The organism is Azospirillum rugosum (genome assembly GCF_017876155.1).
In the GTDB taxonomy this organism is placed as follows: domain Bacteria; phylum Pseudomonadota; class Alphaproteobacteria; order Azospirillales; family Azospirillaceae; genus Azospirillum; species Azospirillum rugosum.
This window is the reverse complement of record NZ_JAGINP010000015.1, coordinates 80,973-101,188: the sequence shown is the minus strand read 5'-3', so window position 1 is coordinate 101,188 and position 20,216 is coordinate 80,973. Positions and strand designations below refer to the sequence as shown.

Annotated in this window: 16 protein-coding genes; 7 read left to right on the top strand and 9 right to left on the bottom strand. The window is 67.6% G+C overall.

Annotation, left to right across the window (positions count from 1 at the left end; genetic code table 11):
- Positions 1 to 54: 54 nt before the first annotated feature.
- The 4 genes from J2851_RS20340 to J2851_RS20325 all read right to left on the bottom strand — a co-directional run bounded on the left by J2851_RS20340 (position 55) and on the right by J2851_RS20325 (position 5,950).
- On the bottom strand, positions 55 to 1,740 hold the full coding sequence (locus J2851_RS20340; protein WP_209768482.1) for a hypothetical protein: 1,686 nt from the start codon (positions 1,738 to 1,740) through the stop codon (positions 55 to 57).
- Positions 1,737 to 3,413 carry an SGNH/GDSL hydrolase family protein gene (locus J2851_RS20335; protein ID WP_209768481.1) on the bottom strand — a complete coding sequence of 559 codons (1,677 nt, stop codon included), beginning with the start codon at positions 3,411 to 3,413 and terminating at the stop codon, positions 1,737 to 1,739. Before J2851_RS20335 ends, J2851_RS20340 begins: the two co-directional genes overlap by 4 nt.
- Before the next feature lie 124 nt (positions 3,414 to 3,537).
- Positions 3,538 to 4,563, bottom strand: coding sequence for a hypothetical protein (locus J2851_RS20330; protein ID WP_209768480.1), 1,026 nt, complete (start codon positions 4,561 to 4,563; stop codon positions 3,538 to 3,540).
- Positions 4,564 to 4,582: 19 nt separating this feature from the next.
- The gene (locus J2851_RS20325) at positions 4,583 to 5,950 is read right to left on the bottom strand and encodes a fasciclin domain-containing protein (protein WP_209768479.1); all 1,368 of its coding nucleotides are present in this window, start codon (positions 5,948 to 5,950) and stop codon (positions 4,583 to 4,585) included.
- 308 nt (positions 5,951 to 6,258) lie between these two features.
- Here J2851_RS20325 and J2851_RS20320 point away from each other — a divergent pair, with 308 nt between their 5' ends.
- The 7 genes from J2851_RS20320 to J2851_RS20290 all read left to right on the top strand — a co-directional run bounded on the left by J2851_RS20320 (position 6,259) and on the right by J2851_RS20290 (position 13,988).
- Positions 6,259 to 7,236 (top strand): thiamine pyrophosphate-dependent dehydrogenase E1 component subunit alpha, encoded by a 978-nt coding sequence (locus J2851_RS20320; protein ID WP_209768478.1) that lies wholly within the window; start codon positions 6,259 to 6,261, stop codon positions 7,234 to 7,236.
- A gap of 36 nt (positions 7,237 to 7,272) precedes the next feature.
- Positions 7,273 to 8,307, top strand: coding sequence for an alpha-ketoacid dehydrogenase subunit beta (locus J2851_RS20315; RefSeq protein WP_209768476.1), 1,035 nt, complete (start codon positions 7,273 to 7,275; stop codon positions 8,305 to 8,307).
- A 53-nt stretch (positions 8,308 to 8,360) separates the two neighbouring features.
- Positions 8,361 to 9,575, top strand: a complete 1,215-nt coding sequence (locus J2851_RS20310; protein ID WP_209768474.1) for a tetratricopeptide repeat protein — start codon at positions 8,361 to 8,363, stop codon at positions 9,573 to 9,575.
- A gap of 28 nt (positions 9,576 to 9,603) precedes the next feature.
- Positions 9,604 to 10,800 carry a glycosyltransferase family protein gene (locus tag J2851_RS20305; RefSeq protein ID WP_209768472.1) on the top strand — a complete coding sequence of 399 codons (1,197 nt, stop codon included), beginning with the start codon at positions 9,604 to 9,606 and terminating at the stop codon, positions 10,798 to 10,800.
- Between the two features lie 12 nt (positions 10,801 to 10,812).
- Positions 10,813 to 11,226, top strand: a complete 414-nt coding sequence (locus J2851_RS20300) for a hypothetical protein (RefSeq protein ID WP_209768471.1) — start codon at positions 10,813 to 10,815, stop codon at positions 11,224 to 11,226.
- A 329-nt stretch (positions 11,227 to 11,555) separates the two neighbouring features.
- Entirely contained in the window at positions 11,556 to 13,526 is a 1,971-nt protein-coding gene (locus tag J2851_RS20295) for a tetratricopeptide repeat protein (protein ID WP_209768470.1), read from the top strand.
- A 27-nt stretch (positions 13,527 to 13,553) separates the two neighbouring features.
- On the top strand, positions 13,554 to 13,988 hold the full coding sequence (locus J2851_RS20290) for a hypothetical protein (RefSeq protein ID WP_209768469.1): 435 nt from the start codon (positions 13,554 to 13,556) through the stop codon (positions 13,986 to 13,988).
- An 81-nt stretch (positions 13,989 to 14,069) separates the two neighbouring features.
- Here the strand turns inward: J2851_RS20290 and J2851_RS20285 are convergent, their stop codons facing one another.
- From J2851_RS20285 to J2851_RS20265, 5 genes are all read right to left on the bottom strand, one after another.
- Positions 14,070 to 14,912, bottom strand: a complete 843-nt coding sequence (locus tag J2851_RS20285) for a class I SAM-dependent methyltransferase (RefSeq protein ID WP_209768468.1) — start codon at positions 14,910 to 14,912, stop codon at positions 14,070 to 14,072.
- A 16-nt stretch (positions 14,913 to 14,928) separates the two neighbouring features.
- Positions 14,929 to 15,159 carry a hypothetical protein gene (locus J2851_RS20280; RefSeq protein ID WP_209768467.1) on the bottom strand — a complete coding sequence of 77 codons (231 nt, stop codon included), beginning with the start codon at positions 15,157 to 15,159 and terminating at the stop codon, positions 14,929 to 14,931.
- Positions 15,156 to 16,532 carry an SGNH/GDSL hydrolase family protein gene (locus J2851_RS20275; RefSeq protein ID WP_209768466.1) on the bottom strand — a complete coding sequence of 459 codons (1,377 nt, stop codon included), beginning with the start codon at positions 16,530 to 16,532 and terminating at the stop codon, positions 15,156 to 15,158. The genes J2851_RS20280 and J2851_RS20275 overlap by 4 nt, the downstream gene beginning before the upstream one ends.
- Positions 16,529 to 18,319, bottom strand: coding sequence for a carbamoyltransferase family protein (locus J2851_RS20270; RefSeq protein WP_209768465.1), 1,791 nt, complete (start codon positions 18,317 to 18,319; stop codon positions 16,529 to 16,531). The genes J2851_RS20275 and J2851_RS20270 overlap by 4 nt, the downstream gene beginning before the upstream one ends.
- 101 nt (positions 18,320 to 18,420) lie before the next feature.
- Positions 18,421 to 20,184, bottom strand: a complete 1,764-nt coding sequence (locus tag J2851_RS20265; protein ID WP_209768464.1) for a B12-binding domain-containing radical SAM protein — start codon at positions 20,182 to 20,184, stop codon at positions 18,421 to 18,423.
- Between the last annotated feature and the right edge of the window lie 32 nt (positions 20,185 to 20,216).

Below are 20,216 nucleotides of genomic sequence, written 5' to 3'. Positions count from 1 at the left end.
TCCTCTTGCGCAGCGATCACGATGCCGCCGCTCCGCGTCGGCTTGCCGCCGGGCTCATGGCTCGGTGACGATGCCCTCCATCTCGGCACCGACCGCGGCGAACAGCCGCTGATAGCCCCAATCCGTGTAATGGCAGACATCGTCGATGTAGGCTTCCGCGAGATGTCCGTCGAAGACCCGGGAGGCGTCGAGCACATGGACGCCGTCGGCGCGCAGCCGCGGCATGCGGCCGAGAAACCGTGGATAGCTTCCGTTGACCGTTTCGGCGATCCATGCAAACCCATGGTTCGCGTCGCGCGGCACGTACGGGCCGCAGGGCTCGTACCATTGGTTCGGCTGAAGGACGTGCAGGTAAATCCCTCCTCGCCGGTGCACGAGGTCCTTCATGGCGGACGACGCGGCCTGCCATTGATCGGCGATCCCGTCGAACAGGGCGTCGGTCGTGGGGAGCGGCCGTTTCAGCGCTGAGGGAAACAAGGTTTCGGGCGTGGTCTGCGCGGCATCCGGCCGGCCGGCCGGGGTGTTTGCGTGCCGCTCGTGATGGAGCTGGCGCAGGCGATGGCACAGGAAGGACGCGGCTGTCCCCGCGGCGGCGGCGCGCTCCGCCGAATGCCTGGCCGAGAGCTTGTGATAGGCGCGCCGGACATCCTCCAGGGAGGAAAGGCGGCTGCCCTCTCCCTCGATGATGCGGCCAAGCTCGCTCCAGGCGTTTTCGGCGGGAAAGCTCGGTTCGACACCGGCGCGCCAATTGGTGAAGCCGGAGGCTCCCTCGTTGAAGCCATCGATGTTGATCACGACGTCGAAATTCTGCCCGAGGGCAAGGAAATAGGAGAGGATGGCCAACTGCTGCGGCTGCTTGCAGCCCGACAGCGCGAAGTTGAGGATTCGGACCTTGCGCTTGCGAAACGGCGGCAAGGCTGCCAGACGCTCGACGAGGTCCGGAAGCCGCGCGGCGGCTTCCGCGAAGCCCTGCGCCACCGAGCCGCCGAATATGCCCACCAGCAGATCGCCGTCACGCCGGGGATAAGGGTAGTCCCAGGCGCCGGGAGCTTGGTCGAGCAACGGCGCCCAGACCTTGAAGCCGAAGTTGTTGGTGGTAAACGGGTAGCGGGCGTTCGGAGCGTGGGTGTACCCGAAGTAGGGATTGAAGACGGCGAGGCGCAGTTGATAGGGAGCGGCGACCCCGCCGGTTCCCGTGTTCTTCGGCGCGCTGTAAAAGTCCTGCCCGCGCTCGGCCAGGTGCCAGATGCCCCCCAGGGCATCGGCCAGTGCGGCCGCCCCCATGGCGAGCAGCGGAACGGCGGAGATGTCGGAAGCCGTCGCCGCCAAGCCGAAGCCGGCGGCGCTCGCCAGCAACTCCCCCGGCAGGATGAGGCGGGCGGCTGTCCGGCGCAGCGACGAAGAGGGGTGGTTCGCGGCGGCAAGACGGCGTTCGACATAGGGATAGGCGTTGTAGACGTGCGGGATGCCCGCTGCGGCAAGCCGGCCGGCGATGTCCTCCCAGGCATGGCTGGCGATGATCACGACCGCCCGGTCCGGCCGCTCCACGCAGAACCGCTCGGCCGGCAGAATAGGAAACCCGTCCAGGGTGCCGGTCTTCGTGGAATCGACGAAGCCGACGAGGCATCGGCGCGTGAAGCGCCGCATCCCGTTCTTCACCACGCGACCGGCGGTGCCTGCGCCGTAGATGTAGAGCGGCCGATCCTTCGGCAGTTCCCGCAGGTCGTTGATCGTCTTCATCGTGTCGCGCCGGCATCAACGGGATGCGAGGCAGGGGGGCCCTTCATCGGCTCGGCCAGCAACGGCGCAATCCGGGAGGCGACGAGGTCGGCCACCAGATCGGCTCCGGCGTCGGAAAAATGCATGTCGTCGTAGAAATAGCGTCCGCTCTTCGGCACCAGGGCCGCGAGATCCACGCAGTGGACGGCCCGTTGCCGGCACACGTCGCGCATGACCTCGTTGAACTGGTCCATGCCGTCGGTCAGTGCGGCGGCGGTGTAGTAGCGCTGCACGTCGACCCATTCGTCGTTGGGGCCGACCCCGCCGGCATAGAGGAGGGCTTCCTCCTCCGGCGTCATATCCGCGCTCCACAGCACGGGCTGTGTGAGCAGCACGATCGGAATGCCGGCGGCCTTCCGGGACGCGTCGATCAGGCGGAGCAGGTTGCCGCGGTAGCGCGCCAGCGACCCGGCGAGGTCCGGCAGGCGATCGACCATCCGGTCGGGGGGAGCGGTGCGCCGGGCGTTCCGCCACATGGTGAAGCCATTCGGCGGATAGACGCCTTCCACCGCGTCGGGGGTGAAGCGACGCGACAGCCAGCCCTGGACCCGGACGCAGAACGCGGTCAGGGCGAGCCGCTCGGCGAGGTTCCCCTTTCCCGGCATCTCCGAAAAGGTCCACTCCAGCATGGTTCGTTCGCTCATGTCGCGCGGATAGCTCGAACCCAGGGCGAATTGCAGATCGTTCACGCCGGCCAGGATGACGATCAGATCCGGCTTCGGGAGTTCCGGCAGCAGGTGCTTGAAGACGAGCAGGTGGTTGTCGGTGAAGTTGGCGGGACGGCCAAGATTGCCGGTCCACACCGTCGGCGAGTCCAGCCGCTGCCGGAGTTTGGCTTCAAGGCGCTGCACCCAGGCGCGATCCTGGTCGAGATAGTAGTCGGCAACCGTGCTGCCGCCCAGCACGTAGACCGTCCGGGAAGGCCGACGCGGCGGATCGGCGGATCGCATGCCGTAGCGGTTGGTGAGGAAGCGCCCGCTGCCGTGCACGCCCGGCGTCGCCTTCTCGTCGGGTGGGAAGCGCACCGACAGGTAGGGCCGCCAGATGAAGAAGCCCTGCGGGGTGCCGCACAGAAGCCGCACCAGCATCTCCGCCCCGACGACGACCAGGGCCGACACCATCAGCAGATAGGTGAGTTGTTCGATCGGCAGCAGCACTTCTCCGGCCGCCAGCCCCACGCAGAGAAGGCCGGCCAGCAGTGCCGGCCGGTGCGTCGCCGCCTTGGGCGCCCGGCGGGCGGCATCGGCCAGGGCCTCCTCCTGCGATGCGATCCGCTGGATCAAGGGATGGGCGTTGAACACCGTTCCCCCGAATCGGCCGCTCAGCCGGGCGACGATCTCGGTGTGGAACTGGCTGGCGACCACCACCCTCGTCCGATCGTCGGCTTCGGCCAGAAACTCCTCCAGGCAGAGCAGCCGGTGTTCGCCCAAGCGGCCGGAACGCTCGGTGTCGACGACCCCGGCGATCGGAATCCCGGCCGCGGCCAGCTCCCGCAGCATGACGGCTCCGCCCTGGCCGGCCCCATAGACATGGACCGGTTCCCGGCCCGGGATGTCGGTCACCCAGTGGACGTCCACCACCGTTGTGGCTGCGGACAGGAGCGCGCTACCGTCGCGCCCAACCGATCGGAGCATTTGGGATTCCGTCAAAGCGATGAAGGCCGGGGGAGGGACCGGGAAACGAACGGTGTCATCGGCCATTGTAGTCGCCTTCACCACGGGCGAACAGGCATCGTCGAGCGCTGTGCCGGTCGCTGTCTCAGCACGTCTCGGGCGAAGGCCGGCCCTTGTGCCAGTCGTCCATCTTCCGTTCGAGCTCGGCAAGGGACCCGGCGACGAGAATGGGCTGGTTGCCGTCGACCATGCCCCCGCCGGCTTCGATCCAGGGGCAGAGCAGCGCCTTGTAGCCTGCCGGCAGATGCCAGGATACCGCCGCGTAGCGGTCCCGCCAGCGGACCACATGGAATCCCCGATGGCTGTCGATCAGGACAAGGATCGTGTCCGGATCGAAGGCGACATCCGGCGGATCCGTCAGGACCTCCGCCGCACCGTCGAGCGTCGCTTCCAGGAGGCCGGCTTCCCCGCCGCGTCCCCAACCCTGTCGGCGCTTCTCGGCAGCTTCCGTGCGCGCCATGGCCAGTGACCGTCCATAGAGTGGACACGGCGCCTGCCCGAGGATCTGGCGGAAATGCCGCGCCGCCGCTTCGGGGTGCCGGGGCCGCAGCCGCTCGGCCAGGCGGCGGCGGGCGGCGTTGAGGTTGGGCGCCGCAGCGACCGCGGCGGCATAACAGCGTGTCGCCCGCTCGTCCTGCCGTTGGCGTTCCAGGATTTCCGCCGCGTAGTGCAGGGCGGACGCGGCACCGGCGAACCAGCCGGCGGCACGGCCGAATCCTTCCAGCGCTCCGGCCTCGTCGCCCTGCTTCAGGCAACTCAACCCGTGCCAGAAGTGGCTCCGGAAATCCTCGGGACGCACCGAGGCGGCGGCGGCCAGCCGTTCGCAGGCCTGCGGCAAGGCTTGCGAACGCGCTGCGCCGGCGCGCAGCCGCTGCATGACCGCCTGGGAGTCCACCGGTACGCCGAGCCGCCGGAGCGTGTGTTCGAGCACCTCCTGCATCACGGCCGTTTCGAGCAGGAGCTTGCCCATCTCCAGCGCCGACGCGAACAGCGCGTCGGCGTGGCCCCGCAGCTGCGCCGCAACGGGGTCGGCCGGGACGTCCGGCAGGGCGGGGGGCGGGGCGGGGGGCGGGGCGGGGGGCGGGATCGTGTCCGGTGGGGGAAGCGTCATGGCGGGCAAGCCTGTCCGTTCATTGCGCGGCCGTGGGCGGGGCGGCGGCCCGGCCCAGGAGCCCGTCGATCACGTAGAGCGTGTTGCCGTGCGGAAGGTGGAGGCGGTCGAGCACGCGGCAGCCGCCAACCCGGGTCGTTCCGCCTTCCACCGTGACCGGCAGCACGTCGTCGGCGAGGCTGGTCACCGTGCCGTGGCCGGCGAAGGCGCCGCCCTCGTCGGGCAGGACCGGCAGCTCGACGGGGCCCAGTGCGACATGGGCCTTGACGAGGGCGAACAGGGCGTCCTGCCCCTCCTCGGCGAGCAGGGACTCCAGCCCGCCCAGGACGGCGAATGCATCGTCCACCGGGCAGAACACCGTGACGGGGCCGCGCCACGTCCAGCGCCGGCGCAGGCGGTTGCCGTAAAGCGCCACCGCCAGGCAATCGGCCGCCTTGTGCAGGCCGATGCCGGCCATCACCCGGCCGATGCGGATCATCTCGCGGGCGAGCAGGGCCTGGACCACAAAGAAGTCCGACTGGCGTCCGACCCGCCGCCAGGCGTCCGGCGTCATGTCGCCGGTGTGGAACCGCAGCCACCGCTGGGCGAGCGGCCACTGGAATGCGCCGTCATACTGCAGCCACCAGCCACCGACCTCGTCCGGATCGGTGCGGCGGCGGGTGAAGTACCAGTTGCGATCCTTCAGGAGGGGGGTGAGGCTCACGCTGTACATGTCGTCGGAGTCGTCGATGACGGCGACATCCTCCACGGATTCGGCCTGCGCCAGGGAAAATTTCGGATCGAGGTCGAAGCGCCGCGGGTCGTAGCACAGCACGCTGCCGACGAGCAGCCGCATGATGAACCCCTCCCCCTCCACCGGCCAGATGCTGTATTCCATGTGATGCGCGAAATGGGCGCAGTCCCGCGTGTAGGCGGCATGCAGCGGATGCAGGTGGCGCATGGTGAGCGCCATGAGTTGGCGCGGCGTGAAGCGGACCGCCAGTTCTCCGGGGCGTGCGGCCGCGGCGAAATCCTCCGCGAAGGTCTCGTGGACGACGCGGATGCACATGTAGTAGATCGCCCGCTTGCCGGCGGCGAGATGCCCGGCGATGGTCGCGAAGGCGCCGTCGGCCCAGGCGAAGTCGGCCGGGATGGTGAGCATGTAGGCCCCGTCGTTCCGCGCCCGGTCGGCCCCGGCGTGCCAGATCGCCACATGGGTGTCGATGGGGTTGGTGAAGGCGGAGTCCGGCAGCACCTCGATGTGGACCGGCATGATCCGCGCCAACGCTTGCCAAGCCGCACTGGAAGCGATCCACCCGGCGTCCGTTGCGCGGGTGTAGACGAGGTACGTGCAGCGGACCTCCCGCGCGAACAGGGGCAGGTTGCGTTCGGCCAGCAACGTCCGCAAGTTCATTTCAGTGAAGACGCGCGTGTGCCAATCGCCCCACAGCGCGGTCACAAGGTAACAACCCATATCCGGCATTGCGTTGCTTCCGCCTGGATTCAGGCCATGAATCCGGGGCCTGCGTCCGTCAGGAAGGAGTACGATCTTGCAAAGCCGGGCGTCAATCGTCGCGTGGCGGCCCGGATCCCCGTGTGGGTTCCCCGTGTGGGATCCCCGCATCGCAGCCGGCCCGGCGCATTATGAAGTTATTAACTCCCCTTAACTAAATCTTGCCGCGTTGCTTCAGGAACCGCGGCGGCCGGAGAATTCGTATGCACAGCCCGACAATCGAGACGAGGCGCCGACTTTACCAATCCGTTCTGCGGCTGCGGCGGACCGAGGAGCGGCTGGCTGCGCTCTACCGCGACCAGGAAATGCGCACGCCCACCCATTTCGGCGTCGGCCAGGAGGCGGTGGCCGCCGGCGTGTGCGAGGCGCTCGACGCGCAGGACGTCGTCTACAGCCATCATCGTTGCCACAACCACTATCTGGCGCGTGGAGGGTCCGTCTTTGCGCTTGCCGCCGAACTGTACGGGCGCGACGAGGGCTGTTCCCGCGGTCGCGGCGGCTCGGTCCATCTGACGGGGCCGGATCATGGCTTCATGATCAGCAGCGCCATCCTCGGGCAGACCATCGCCGTTGCGACGGGCAGCGCGCTTGCCTTCAAGATGGACGGCGTGCCGCGCGTCGCGGTGGCCTTTTTCGGCGACGCCGCCTGCGAGGAAGGGATTTTCTACGAGAGCCTGAACTACGCGGCGACGCATGGCCTGCCGGTGCTGCTGGTGTGCGAGAACAACCTCTACTCCACCGAGAGCCCGCTGCAGGTGCGCCAGCCTTCCGGCACGCAGCTGTGCGAGCGGGCCGCCGCCTTCAAGCTGCGGGCCGAGCAGGTGGACGGCAACGATGTCTTCGCCGTCCACCAAGCTGCGTCGAGGCTGCTCGACGGCGTGCGGCAGGGCCGGGGGCCGGCCTTTCTGGAATGCATGACCTACCGGTGGCTCGAGCATGTGGGGCCGTGCTTCGATCATGAGATGAACCGCAGCTATCGGAGCCGGGAGGAACTGGAGGCGTGGATGGAGCGATGCCCGTTGCGCCGGGCCGGCGACGCGTTGCTGGCGCAAGGGGCGGCGACCCGGGACGAACTCGAGGCTTGGCGGGTGGACGTCGATCACGAGGTGGAGGAGGCGGTCGCTCGGGCCAAGGCCGGCTCCTGGCCTGAACCGGAATCCCTCTTCGACAACGTGTATTGACCTGGCTTCCGGACCCGCCAAGACTGAGGATCAACCATGCGCAATCTGACTTACGCGGAGGCCCTGTCCGAGGGGCTGGTCCAGGCGATGGAACAGGACCCGGCGATCTTCGTCACCGGCATCGCCGTCGACTATTCCTCGGGTATTTTCGGCACGACGGTGGAAGCGCTCCGGCGGTTCGGGCCGTCGCGGGTGTTCGACGCGCCGGCCATGGAGAACGCCCTGACCGGCATCGCCATCGGTGCTGCGGCCATGGGCAAGCGGCCGGTCGTCGTGCATCCGCGCAACGATTTCATGTTCCTTGCGTTCGACCAGCTCATCAACCTCGCCGCCAAATGGCGCTACATGTACGGCGGCCGGGCCGGGCGGGTGCCGGTCGTGGTGCGCGCGGTGGTCGGCAAGGGCTGGGGGCAAGGCGCCACCCACTCGCAAAGCCTGCACGCGACCCTCGCCCATTTCCCCGGCCTGAAGGTCGTGCTGCCGGCCCTTCCCGCCGACGCCAAGGGACTGACGCTGGCGGCTCTGCAGGACGACGGGCCGGTGGTGATCCTGGAGCACCGTTCCCTGTTCGGACTGTCGGGCCCGGTTCCGGAAGAGCCGGTGCCCACGCCGCTCGGCGTTGCCAACGTGGTCCGGGCGGGAACGGACGTCACCGTGGTCGCCGCCTCGCTGATGGTCGTCGAAGCGTTGCGCGCGGCCGCCGAGCTGGAGAAGGAAGGGGTGTCGGTGGAGGTGGTGGACATCCGCAGCGTCCGTCCGCTCGACGAGGCGACGATCCTGGCGTCGGTGCGCAAGACCGGGCGGCTTCTGGTGGCGGACACGAGTTGGGAGCTGTACGGGGTGTCGAGCGAAGTCGCCGCCCTTGCCGCGGAGCGGGCCTTCGCCGACCTGAAGGGGCCGGTACGCCGTCTTGCCCTGGCCAATTGCCCGGCGCCGGTGTCGGCGCCGTTGGAGGCCGCCTTCTACCCCAAGGCCTCGACCATCGCCACGGCGGTGCTGTCCATGCTCAGGCGCACCGCGGGCCCGCTCGGCGGCATCGATCCGGCCGATGACTTCAAAGGCCCCTATTGACCGAACCCCGGTGCGGCCATGCCCACCGGAAAGCCAAGGAAAGCTGAACGGGTATGTCGAGCCAGTACGCAGTCCAGGACAAGGGATCGGCGCTCACCCCCGATGACATCGAGGCATGGCGCCAGCGTATTCGGACGGAGACCTTCGCCAACTATCATTATTCCATGGGCGTTGCCCTCGCCCGGTCCGGCGAACCGGCTCAAGCCATCGAGAGCTATCGGAAGGCCCTGGCGTTGAACCCCGCCTCCCCCGAGGCGGTGTTCCGCTTGCGCAAGCTGCTGCTGGCCGCCGGTGATGAAACGGCGAGCGAAGACCTGCACCAGCGTGCGTTGGCGCTGAATCCGCGGTACGAAGCCGAAGCCTTCCTGCACATCGGGCTGGAACACCTCGACCGGTCGAACACCGAGGCCGCGCTGCCTCTGTTCGAGGAAGCGGTCGCGCGCGCGCCCGAACTGGCCGAGGCGCACTACCAGTACGCCTACTGCCTCTACCATTTCCAATCGGCCGCGATGGAGAAGGCAAAGGACCATTTCCGGACGGCGATCCGTCGCGGTTATCTGGAGGCGGATGCGTTCCATTATCTGAGCTGGAGCCTGTGCCGCCTGCCGAGCCATATCCAGAACCAGCCGCTGGTGCCGATGGAGCGGGCCATCGCCTTGGAGCCTCATCAGTCCAAGCATTACCTGCTGGTCAGCGACGTCCAGCAATGCCTCTGCCGCTTTGACGACGCCTTGCGGACGCTCGATCGCCTCGCCCGCCTCGGCTACAGCGCCCACGAACTCAACTGGCGGCGCGGGATGAGCGAAATCGCCCGCGGGAATCCCGGCCAGGCACTGGGGTGTCTGGAACAGGCCAGGGCGGCCGATCCCAAGGACGTCCGTCACGCCATCGGCCTGGGGCTGGCCTGGGAGGCTCAGGGCGAGGTCGAGCGGGCGCTGCAAATCTACCAGAAGATCACGGGCACGACGGCCGATTCCGCGTGGGCGTGGAGTTGTTTGGCCCTTCTTCACCATTCCCGGGGACGGATCGCGGAGGCACTGGAGGCGCATCGCCAGGCTCTGGCGCTCGATGCGGAAGGCGCGTGGTACCACACGTCCTATGGTTTGACCCTGGAGGCGGCGGGCCGCCGGGACGACGCCGATGCCGCCCACCGCAAGGCGGTGGATTTGCAGGTCGATTGGCTGTGGTATCACGCGACCCTGCGCCCGTGGGCCAAACCCCTGTTCCAGGCGGCCTACCAGCGGATCGGGCTGGCGCTGCCGGGCTGACCGGCAAGCGCTCGGGGGATCCACCGTCATGCACGCCAAGCTTCGCCGCATCGCCATCTTCGCCGAACCGTCGCCGCTCTTCGTCAACACGGTGATGGGCCTGAAGGCAGGCTTCGAGGAGTTGGGGGTGGACGTCCATGCCGGCTGGCCGCCGCTGCCCGGCAATGTCCTGCCGTCGTTCCTTGCCAATTACCGTCCCGACGCGGTGCTGGAGATCAACCGCAGCCGCGATCACATCAAGGACTGCGACGAGGATTTCCTGCATCTGTGCTGGTTGCAGGATTTCCAATACGGCGGCCACGACTTGCTGGCGGATCTGGGCGGCAGCGGGCTGACGTACCTGATGGTTCCGCCGGACATGTTCGGCGTCGATCTCAGCCGGTCGCCGGCATGGCGCCATCTCTGGCCCGGCTTCAACACGGCCACCGGCGACCGCGCCGCCATGCCGGGCGGCGCTGCCTCGGACGGCGATGGGCCAGGCAGCGATCCGCTGTGCGCGCTCAGCTTCATCGGCCATATGTACGCGCCGCCTCCCGATGCCGCCATGGCCGCCACCCTGATGGTCGGCGGCGTCGAATGCGGACGTCTGTCGGAACTGATCGATGCCTTTTTGGTTTCGGACTTCGAGGCCGGACACTTCAGCCTGGCCAGCTTCCACGCGTTTCTCAGCAGTTATTTCCGCCGTTTCGGTGTCGATTTTGCCATTGCCGACGTTCCGGCCGACCGGCGTTACCTGTTCGACGAGTTCCTCATCCGGATCAAGGAGCGCATCCAGATTGCCGAGCGCATGCTGGCCGTTTCCCCCGACGTGCGCCTGTACGGCAGTGGGGGATGGAGCCAATGGCGGCGCCTTGCCCCGTATTACCACGGCTTCCTCAACACGCCCCGGGAACTGGCGGCCGTCTATCGCGGCTCGGCCCTCAACGTGCACAGCGGCATCTGGCCGCTGCACTTCCGCGTCATCGATTGCCTGGGGTGCGGCGGGGCGGCCATGATCAACCGGGTCCATCATCCGGAAGCCCGGCGTTTCTTCTATGAAGAGTTCGAGGCCGGCGTGGACTTCGTCGATTACACGCCGGAATCCTTCGTCGAGGACGCCCGGCGCATGCTGAGGGACCGCCAGGCGCTCGAACGGATGCGGCGGGCCGGGCAGCGCAAAATCCTGGCGCGGCACACCTGCCGGCATCGGGCCGAGCAGATCATGCGCGATCTGAACGACCTGTAGGACGCTTGTTCCATGGTTCTGAAGCCCTTCCGCCACATTGACGATATCCCGATCGGCTGCCGGGTCGTGCTGTTCGGATGCGGCAGCGCCGGTCAGGCCTTCCGGCGCTATCTCGAGATTGTCGGGCGGCCGGCCTCGGCCTTCATCGACAGCCGCCTTTCGGGGGACGTCGACGGATTGCCGGTTCACCGGCTGGCGGACTACGCGGCGTGCGGGTGCCGGCCCGGCGATCAGGTCGTGGTCACCTCGTCCTATGTCTGGGATATCGCGCGGCTTCTGAGTGCGCACGGCATAACCGGCGCCCTCAACGCCGCGGCGTTCGCGGTGAATCTCGGGGCGCATCGGGATCGCCTTCTCGGCATGGTGGAGGACGGGCGTTTGATGGTGGTGCCGGCCCGCGATCCGGACACGCCATGCCGAAATTGATGGAGTCAGGCTTTATTTCCTTTGTGAGCCTGCAGCAAGGATATATACAAGATCAAAATCCTGATTCAAGTCGAAACAACAAGCAATGACCGTTGACGCCCTTGGGCAGATGCCGGTACTTTGTCTTCGGCTGAGGTCGAAAGCATGGATTTTTATCTGAAGGCCGGGAGAGGCCGCAAATCAAAAGCTCTGCGGGAGTATTGCCTTGACACTCATGATCGTTGCATCAGTCCTGGCTTTGGTGGTCGTGGCTCTGTTCTACTTCGTGCGGCGGGCGCGACGGCTTAAGAACAGCAATCCAAACGACATCTATCCGCTGTGGTAAGTCCGTGCCTTCCGTCCTGATCCTTGGCGATTCGACAAGCACCACCATCGGCCTGGAACGGCATGCGTGGCCCTTTCTGGTCGCCTCGGTGCCCGCTTATCCGCCGGAAACGATCTTTTGGAACGCGTCGATCGCCGGCTTCACGGCCGCCGATGCCTGCCGGTACTATTTTCGCTTCCTGCAGGAGGTCGGCCAGCCGGACCTGGTCATTCTGTCCCTCGGCAATTGCGATGCCTGCGGGACCGAACTGCCCAAGGGGCGCTTCACCCCCTGGAAAAGCTTCGCCCTCGATACGCTGAAGGCGCGGCGCCGCCGGCCGGCGATGCGCAACCGCCTGCGCCAGATGGCCTTCGTCCGGGATTTCGACCTGTCGCGCGAGCAGCCGGAAAACCCCAGGGATTTCGCCTACAACATCGAGCGGATCGCTGCGGACGCGCAGCGTCGGGGAAGCGGGGTCATGATGATCAACCCGCTCGCCCACAAGGACTTTCCGGCCGGGTTGGGCAAGGGGAACTTTCTCTTCTACCGGACTCTGGGGTTTCGGGAGCCCTTCTCCGCACAGCTCGCCGACACCCCGGCGCTCCTCGTCGCCGCCATGCGGGAGGAAGAGGAAGGGCGCCTGGAAGACGCGCTCGTCATCTACGACCGGCTGCTTGCGTCGTCCAGCGCGCGCAATCCGGAACTGGCCTTCGTGGCGCGGCACAACATTGCCCTGCTGCTGCACCGGCTCGGACGCACGACGGAAGGAATCGAACGGCTGCGCGAATTGCTCGCCGAACCTCGATGCCGGCCTGAGATCGTCCAGTACAACCTCGCCCGTCTGCTGCGGGAAGCCGGGCGCACCGCCGAGGCCGAGGAGGCGCTTGAACGTTCGGCCGAACTGGACATCGCCATGTACCGGGTCAAGGCCGCCTACCGGGAAGCGGTGAGCGATGTCGCCGCAAGGCGCGGCATCGGCCTGATCGACGTTGCCGACATCGCCACGGATGACGACTTCATCGATCATTGCCACCTGGCGGCGGCGGGCCACCAGCGTCTGGCTGCCGCGGTGGGGTGTGCCCTGCGGGACCATCTGCCGGCTGGCCCGGACGCGGCCGGGATCCGCAACCGGATCTTCAATCCGGAATATGCGTTCGGCGACGACCGGCCGCTGATCGACTATTTCAACCTGGGCGGCCATCCCACGCCTCCGGCCGACATCGCCGCCATGGCGCGTGCGCGGCTGCGGGATGGTGTCCGGGTGGACGAGGGGCAGGCGGATCGGGAAGGCATCGAGCTGGCCCGCACCCTGGCCCGCGCGCTCGAGCATCCCCTGTTTCCCTCCCCGGCCGACCTGGAGGCCAGGGTTCCCGACACGCCACGCGAGGTCGGACGGATTCCCGAGATCTATCTTTTCCGCATCGTTCTGCCCTACATCGTCCAGGGAGACAGCCGGGGCCTTCTGGACGGGCTGCACGAACACCTGTCCCTGCCGTTTCCTGGAGATTACCTGCGCGCCCTGGCCCCGCACGGGCGTGTGCCGGAACGAACCGATCCGCGCGCGTTCGGCGATGACGGCAGCCGCCTGGAACGGGTGCTGGCCGCGATCGAGGACAGCCTGGCCGCGACGCTCGGCAAGGGGCCGATCGTGCACACGCGGATCAAGACGACGATTTTCTGGTACCTGCGCGAAAGCTTCCGTTTCGGGGGCCACAGTCGCCTGTCGATGCTCTACGACGGCGTTCGCTTCGCCGAAGCGGTGGAGGCACTGGCCGGCAGCCTGGTCATCAACGACGCCCTCGGCCTCGGGGCGCAGGCCCGGATTGCCGCCCTGCAGGACTGGATGGTGCGAATTCTCGACACCCACCGGACCTTCTGCGCAGCCTGTTTGCGCACACCGGTCGGGGCCGCATGGTTCGACGACTACGCCGCCGCCTTGGCCGATCTCGCCGTCTCTCGCCCGCGCGTCGCCGGAGCGGCGCTCGCGGCCGTCTGAAAACACCGGGGGTCCGCGATGGAGACCATGGACACGCCCACCGCTCTGCCCGTCGGCGTTCCGCTTTACATCTACGGCGCCGGGCGTGGCGGGCACATCCTGAAGCACGCTCTCGATGGCCGGAGCGGGGCACGGGTGGCGGCCTTCCTCGACAGTCACAAGACCGGCACCGTGGGCGGCCTGCCCATTCTCAACCCCGCTCAGGTCGCCACGCCCCTCGCCGAAGGCGCGGTGGTGGTCATCGCCAGCCAGCACTGGCGGGAGATCGCCGGGTCACTGGACCGCTCGCGGTTTCCCCGTGTCATCAACGCCTATCCCTGGATCGAAGGGGTGCTGGCCGCCGAAGAGCGCGCCCGGACGCAAGGGCCTCGGCGGATACGGCGGCTGCGCATGGCCCTTCTGGCCACAGCCGTTCTGCTCCAGGGCGCGGTCGCCTACGGCATCGTCCGCGCCCTGGGGTGATGCGGTCGGCGACCGACCCGACCGCCGCGCCGGCCGGACCTCGTGGAGGAGGCCCATGGGCGTGATCGGACGGAATTGGGGTCAGGACCGTCGGCGCGCCAGCACCGTGAAGAAGCCGGGGAAGTAGGCGCGTTGTGCCAGGCGCTCACGCGCGGTCGCCTCCAGGGTGGCTTCCGCCGCCATCACATCGGCCAGCACGCGGATCGGGCGGTAGTCGTTGACTGAGGTCGCGGCGAGCGTCATGCCGCTGTCTTCCAGCACCGGGAGGATGTCGGCCAGCGTGTGCTGCGTCTCGTGGGGGTGGCAGACCTGGTCGCGGAACCAGGAGCGCAGGTGAGCCTCGTCGATCCTCTGTGCCCCGAAAAGCGTGCGGAACTCGCCGTACAGCTCATCGTCCGAGGCTCCGGCGGCGCGCAGGCCGGCGAAGTGTTCCAGGAATGGCCTTCTTCCCCCGGCATGATAAAGGCCGACCAGCAGAAATCCGCCCGGACGGACCATCTCCCGGCAGACCCGTCGCAGAGCCTCGTGGCAGTTGTCCGTATGGTGCAGCACGCCGAGCGAGATCACGACGTCGGCGGGCGCTGCCGGGCGATAGGTGAAGAGGTCCGCGGCTTCGAAGCGGGCGGACGTTCCCAGATCCTGGGCCAGACGGCGCGCGAAGTCGATGGCGACCGGATTGAAGTCGATGCCGGTTACGGCGCAGCGGCAGTGGGCGGCGATGCCGTTGCTCATCCATCCCGTGCCGCAGCCGACTTCCAGGACGGTCCGGCCAGGAAAGAGAAGCTTGCCGAGCGGGGGGTATTCCTCGACCGGGTTGCGGTGCCGCAGCTCGTCGGCCATCGCCTCCGGCCCCGCGGTCATGTTGAACGGCATGGCCCGGTAGAAGTCGAAGACGTCCGGATTGGCCCAGGTCTGTTGCGTCATCGCGCCCCCGCTCCGGTCAGCGCATGTCGTAGATGAAAGGGGAGCGCTCGCGCTTGGGCGGCTCGGTGCGGGCCGCCACGGCCAGCGGCGCCAGCTGGCGCAGGTCGAGCACAAGGTAGAGCGCGACGAGGGGCCGCCGTTCCTCGACCAGGATGCGCCAGGCGATGCCAAGGATGCGCCGGCGCTCGGCGCGCAGCTTGTCCTGGTCGGAGGCTTCCTTGCCGGCCGTCGTGGGGGCTGTCGTCACGAGGCCCTCCGTGGACCGAGGTTCGGCAGGATTCGTTCGGCGATGCAGGTGAAGAAGAGGTCGGCAACGATGCGGTCGCCGGCGGGGGTGAGGTGGGCATGGTCGACGAACAGTGTCGCGTCGGCGCCATAGCCGCCGAAATGCGCGTGCACGTCCACGAGATTGCCGTCATCCGGGACATTCTGGTGCTTGCGCACGAGTTCGTAAAGCCTGGGCATGGCCGCATACAGCGGCAGCGCCCGCGGCCAGAGCTTGCGGATTCGCTCGAACATGGCGTGTTCCTGGGGGGACGGCTCCTTGCCGAACCAGGACGGCTGGATGCCCCAGACGAAGGCGGCCCCGGCATCGCGCACCATCCGCATGAGCTGGCGCTTGCGGGCAAGAAAGGCGCGGACCGTCGCTTCCGGTCCGTTGAGCACGCGGATCGGTTCGTCGGCCGTCGTGGGCTGCAGGGGCGACACGTGCTTGGCGCCCATCAGGGCCTTGGCCCAGCTTTCCCATTCGGGAAGGTACGTGATGTCGTGCTGGTTGAGGAGATGCGGGTCGGTCTGGATCCCGTTGGCCAAGTCGTTGAACCCGTCGTAGGTCAGGACGATGTCCGGGTTCAGGCGGTGGCAGAACAGAACGTAGGTGATGATCTGGTTGAGCACCGTGTTGCCTGGCAGCGCCATGTTGAGCACGGTGAAGCGGGTGCCGAGCCCGCGGTCCCGGCTGTGCGCGTTCAGCCGCTCTTCCAGGAGGGAGGGGAACATCTCCTCGTGAAGGCAGCACGGGCTCCAAGCCGAGGAGCCGCCCAGGACGACGACGACCCGGTGGTCCGGATCGCGCGTTTCCAGGCTGCGGAGATCGACGTTCAGGCGCAGCCCGAATTCGTTCACCGGCCCGAAGGCGGACGGCATCAGGCTGAAGTAGGTGGCGTACGGAAAGAAGTAGCTTGAGCCGCGTTCCGTGCGCGGAGCCATCCTGATGAAGATGTTCTGTTCGATGTGCGGGTTTTCCGCCGCGGTTATCGGGGTGGACGGCCGGCCGGAGGCATCGAAGTACAGGGGGTGCAGGAAGCCGTCGGGCTCCATCATGAACAGGGCCTTGCCCTCGCGGGTGGCGGCGTCTCCCGGCAGATCGACCGACTCCCAGCCTTCGAAGACCGGCAGGATGCTCAGCGCCAGCACCCAGTGCGTGAAGGAGGAGTCGCCGATCGCGGTGTCGCGCGGCAGACGCGTGGCCGGCAGGTCGGGGAAGGCTGCGGCCTGTTCCGGCGTCGTCCCGAACACCAGCTCCGCATCCTGCCCGAACCGCGAGCGCACCGCCTGGACCATGCGCGCCGCCCCTGGGCGGTCGAGGGACTGCCGATCGGGAAGAATCAGGATCTTCAAAGGGCTTCTCCTTTTTCCAGCAGGCACCGCCCCATCACCAGGGCGTCCATGCCGCTCCACTGGAAAGTGCGGATCGCGTTGGCCGGGGCGTTGACGATCGGTTCGCCGCGCAGGTTGAACGAGGTGTTGAGAAGCATCGGCGTGCCGGTCCGCGCGGCGAAGGCGGCGATGAGGTCGTAATAGGCGGGGTTGGCCGCGCGTTCGACCAGATGCACGCGCGCCGTTCCGTCGACATGGGTGATCGCCGGCACCTCCGCGGCTTTGTCCGGCCGCACCCGGCACACCGACAGCATGAAACGCTCCGGGGAGGACGGGCCGCCGCCGGGGTCCAGCTCGAAATATTCCGTCGCCCGCTCGGCCAGAACCGACGGGGCGAAGGGCCGGAACGGCTCGCGGAACTTGATCTTCTCGTTGACGATCGTCTTCATGTCGATCCGCCGGGGATCGGCGAGGATGCTCCGCGCGCCAAGCGCCCTGGGCCCCCATTCCGCCCGGCCCTGGAACCAGCCGATGACCGACCCCTCGGCCAGGCGCTCCGCCACGCCGTCGTAAAGCTCCTCCGTCGTGTCGAAGATGCGGGCCGGGATGAGAAAGGCCTCTTCGATCGCCGCCAGGATGTCAGCCTCGCCGAATTCGGCGCCGAGGTGGGCGGTGGTCAGGGGGGGCGTGCGCGGATGGCCCGGCGTGGCGTGCCATTGCAGCAGCGCCGCCCCGAGCGCCGATCCCGCATCCCCCGCGGCGGGCTGAACGAACAGGTCGCACCCCAATTCCCGCTGGATGCGCCCGTTGGCCACGGAGTTGAGCGCCACGCCGCCGGCGAGGCAGACCTGCCGGCAGCCGCAACGCTCCATGGCATGCCGCACCATATGGAGGATCACCTCCTCGGTGCAGAACTGCACGCTGGCCGCCACGTCGGCGTAATGCCGGGAGCGGCGGACGTCCGGATCGGCATCGTCCCCGATGGGCCGGAACGGGCTTTCCGGCGACCGCGGCGGTCCCAACCAGTCGATCAGACGTTGCGTGAAGGGCATGTCCTCCGGCCAGCGAAAGTCGAACAGCTCCTGGCGCAGCCGGAATCCGCCGTCGGGGCGCAGGTCGAACAGCTCCAGCATTTCGCGCCCCAGGCGCGGCGTGCCGTAGCTTGCCATCCCCATCACCTTGTACTCGCCCTCGTTGACCTCGAACCCGAGATAGGCGGTGAAGGCGCTGTAGAAGAGACCGAGCGAGTGGGGGTAGCGGACCGACATCAGCGGCCGGATGTCCCGGCCCCGGCCGTGGGCGATGCTGGCCGTGGCGAATTCGCCGACTCCGTCGATGGTGACGACGGCCGCCTCCTCGAAGGGCGAACAGAAGAAGGCCGCGGCGGCATGGGCACGGTGATGCTCGGCGAAGACGACGCGCTCCCGGGCCACGCCGAGCGACCGGCAGATCCGCTCGCGCACCTCGAACTTGCCGTCGCGCAGCCAGTCGACCGCAGTTTCCCGAAGCCGGCCGAAGGCGTGCCGGGGCTGCGTCATGGCCGTTCGCAGGACGCGGTCGAATTTCAGGGCGGGCCGTTCGTAATGCACGACCCAGTCGAGATCCGCCGCCGTCAGTCCGGCCTTTTCCAGGCAGCAGGCGACGGCCTGGCCGGGAAAGCCGGAGTCGTTCTTCTTGCGGGAAAAACGTTCCTCGTGAACCGCGGCGATGATTCGACCATTGGACAGCAACGCCGCGGCGGCATCATGATAATCGAAGGACAGGCCAAGTATGTTCATGAAGCCATCATCGGTGCGGCGGGTTGCCATGCGGCCGTCTTGTGGAGATCTCCACAGGCGGTCGGCCATGCCGGGCCGGGGAAAAAGGATGGGAGTGGTGGAATGCTCCTCCCAATCAATTTAAAAAACCCTTAATCCTGTGGAAGCGGGGAGGGCCCGCCATCCTCATCGCAGGCGTCCTCGTCATAGACGTCGCGCAGGCGCTCCGCAGCCACGCCCAGGCGCCTTGCTTCCTGCTGCATGCTGTTCCGTGAAGCCAGCATGCGCGCGGTGAGGAAAACCGCTTCATGGGACGCGGGCAGGGCGGACGGGCTGTGGATGGTCATGCCGCCAAGCGTTTCCCCGGCGCGTGCGCCATCGTAGAGCCGGACGCGGCCGGCGGCGACCAGAGCGGACAGTTCGGGGGTGCGGCGCAGCGCTTCCTGAAAGTCGGTGCCAATCCCCCACGCGCCGACCGGACCCGCCGCCGCCGCGCCGGCAATGGCCCGGCCCAGCCGGCTCCATTGCCGTTGCAGGACCTCGGAGGTGTCCTTGGGCTGGTCCATGCCGATGGCAAGCTCGGAGGACTCGGCCAAGCGGCGCATCTTCTCGCCGCCGTCGGGAACGAACAGGTAGCGGTCGTCGAGGGCCGCTCCCTGGTAGCGGTCGAGTTGGCCCTTCTCGCGCAGCGTTGCCAGGGGCGTTCCATCGATCTCGCCGCAGCCGGTCTCCTGGTAGGTGTCGAGCGGCAGCCGGGCGATGTAGCGCTTGGTGTCCATCATCTGCGCGGGCGTTTCGCCCGGCAGCCCATAGGTGAAGGTGCCGTGCACCGTCATCCCCAGGCGCTTGAGCTCATGCACCACCGTGTGGGCCCGTTCCAGATCCAGGCGCTTGTTGACGATGTTGTCGTTGACCCATTGGTTGCCGCTCTCGAAGCCGAGCTTGACGCCGAAGCAGCCGGACTCGCGCATGGCCCGCCACGTGTCCATGGACACCGTGTCGGCCCGGCACATGGCCGACCACGGCAGGTTCAGGCGACCCATCACCTCGCAGATGCCGAGCACATGCCGGTCGCTGAGATTGAAGGTGTCGTCGTCGAAATAGATCGATTTGTAGCCGTATCGCCCGACGAGGTCGCGCAGCATCCCCTCGATGTAATCCGGGCTGTAGAAGCGCACGGTCCGTTTTCCGGTGCCGTCGGGATCGTTGCCGGTCATCGTCGCCGGCCACACGCAAAAGATGCACTTGTAGGGGCAGCCGCGGCTGGCCCAAACCTGAAGCTGTGGCGCCTTTTGCCCGACCGGGTTGGGATCCCAGTAGCGATGGGCGATGACCTCGTCCCAATAGGGGTAGGGCGCGGCGTTCATCTCCTCGACGGTCAGCAGGTCATACGGGATGACGCCGGAGGCGCCGTTCAGCACCCGCAGGACCCCTTTTTCGTATTCGCCCTGGATCACGGCGTGGACCGGATGTTCCTCCAGCAGCGTCTCGCCTTTGACCGACAGGGCGCCGGTCAGCACGATGCGGGTCTCGGGAGCGCGCGCCTTGATCTGCCGGACGATCTCCTGGTCCTGCTCCCAGCAGGGGGTGGCCGTCTCCAGGACGATGTAGTCGTAGCGTTCCTCGGCGAGGTGGGCGAAGTAGGCGGCGTAGGATTCCCGCAGGGCGATGGAATCCCGGAACACCACCTTGGCCCCCGTCGCCCGGGCCGTGTAGCTGGCGGCATAGCCCATGAAAAAGGGATAAGGCAGGTACTCGCCGAAGACGAAGTTGCCGGGGGAAGAATGGGCGGGATTGGTGTGCGGCCAGCGGGAACCCGCGCGCACCCCGCTGAGCCATGCCGATGCGGGGGCCTCTTCCCCGGCGAAGGAGAAGCGCTTGACCCACCACGGCGGGTTGCTGAACAAAACCTTCATTACTGCCTCGTTTCCTTCCGGCCCACAGTCGT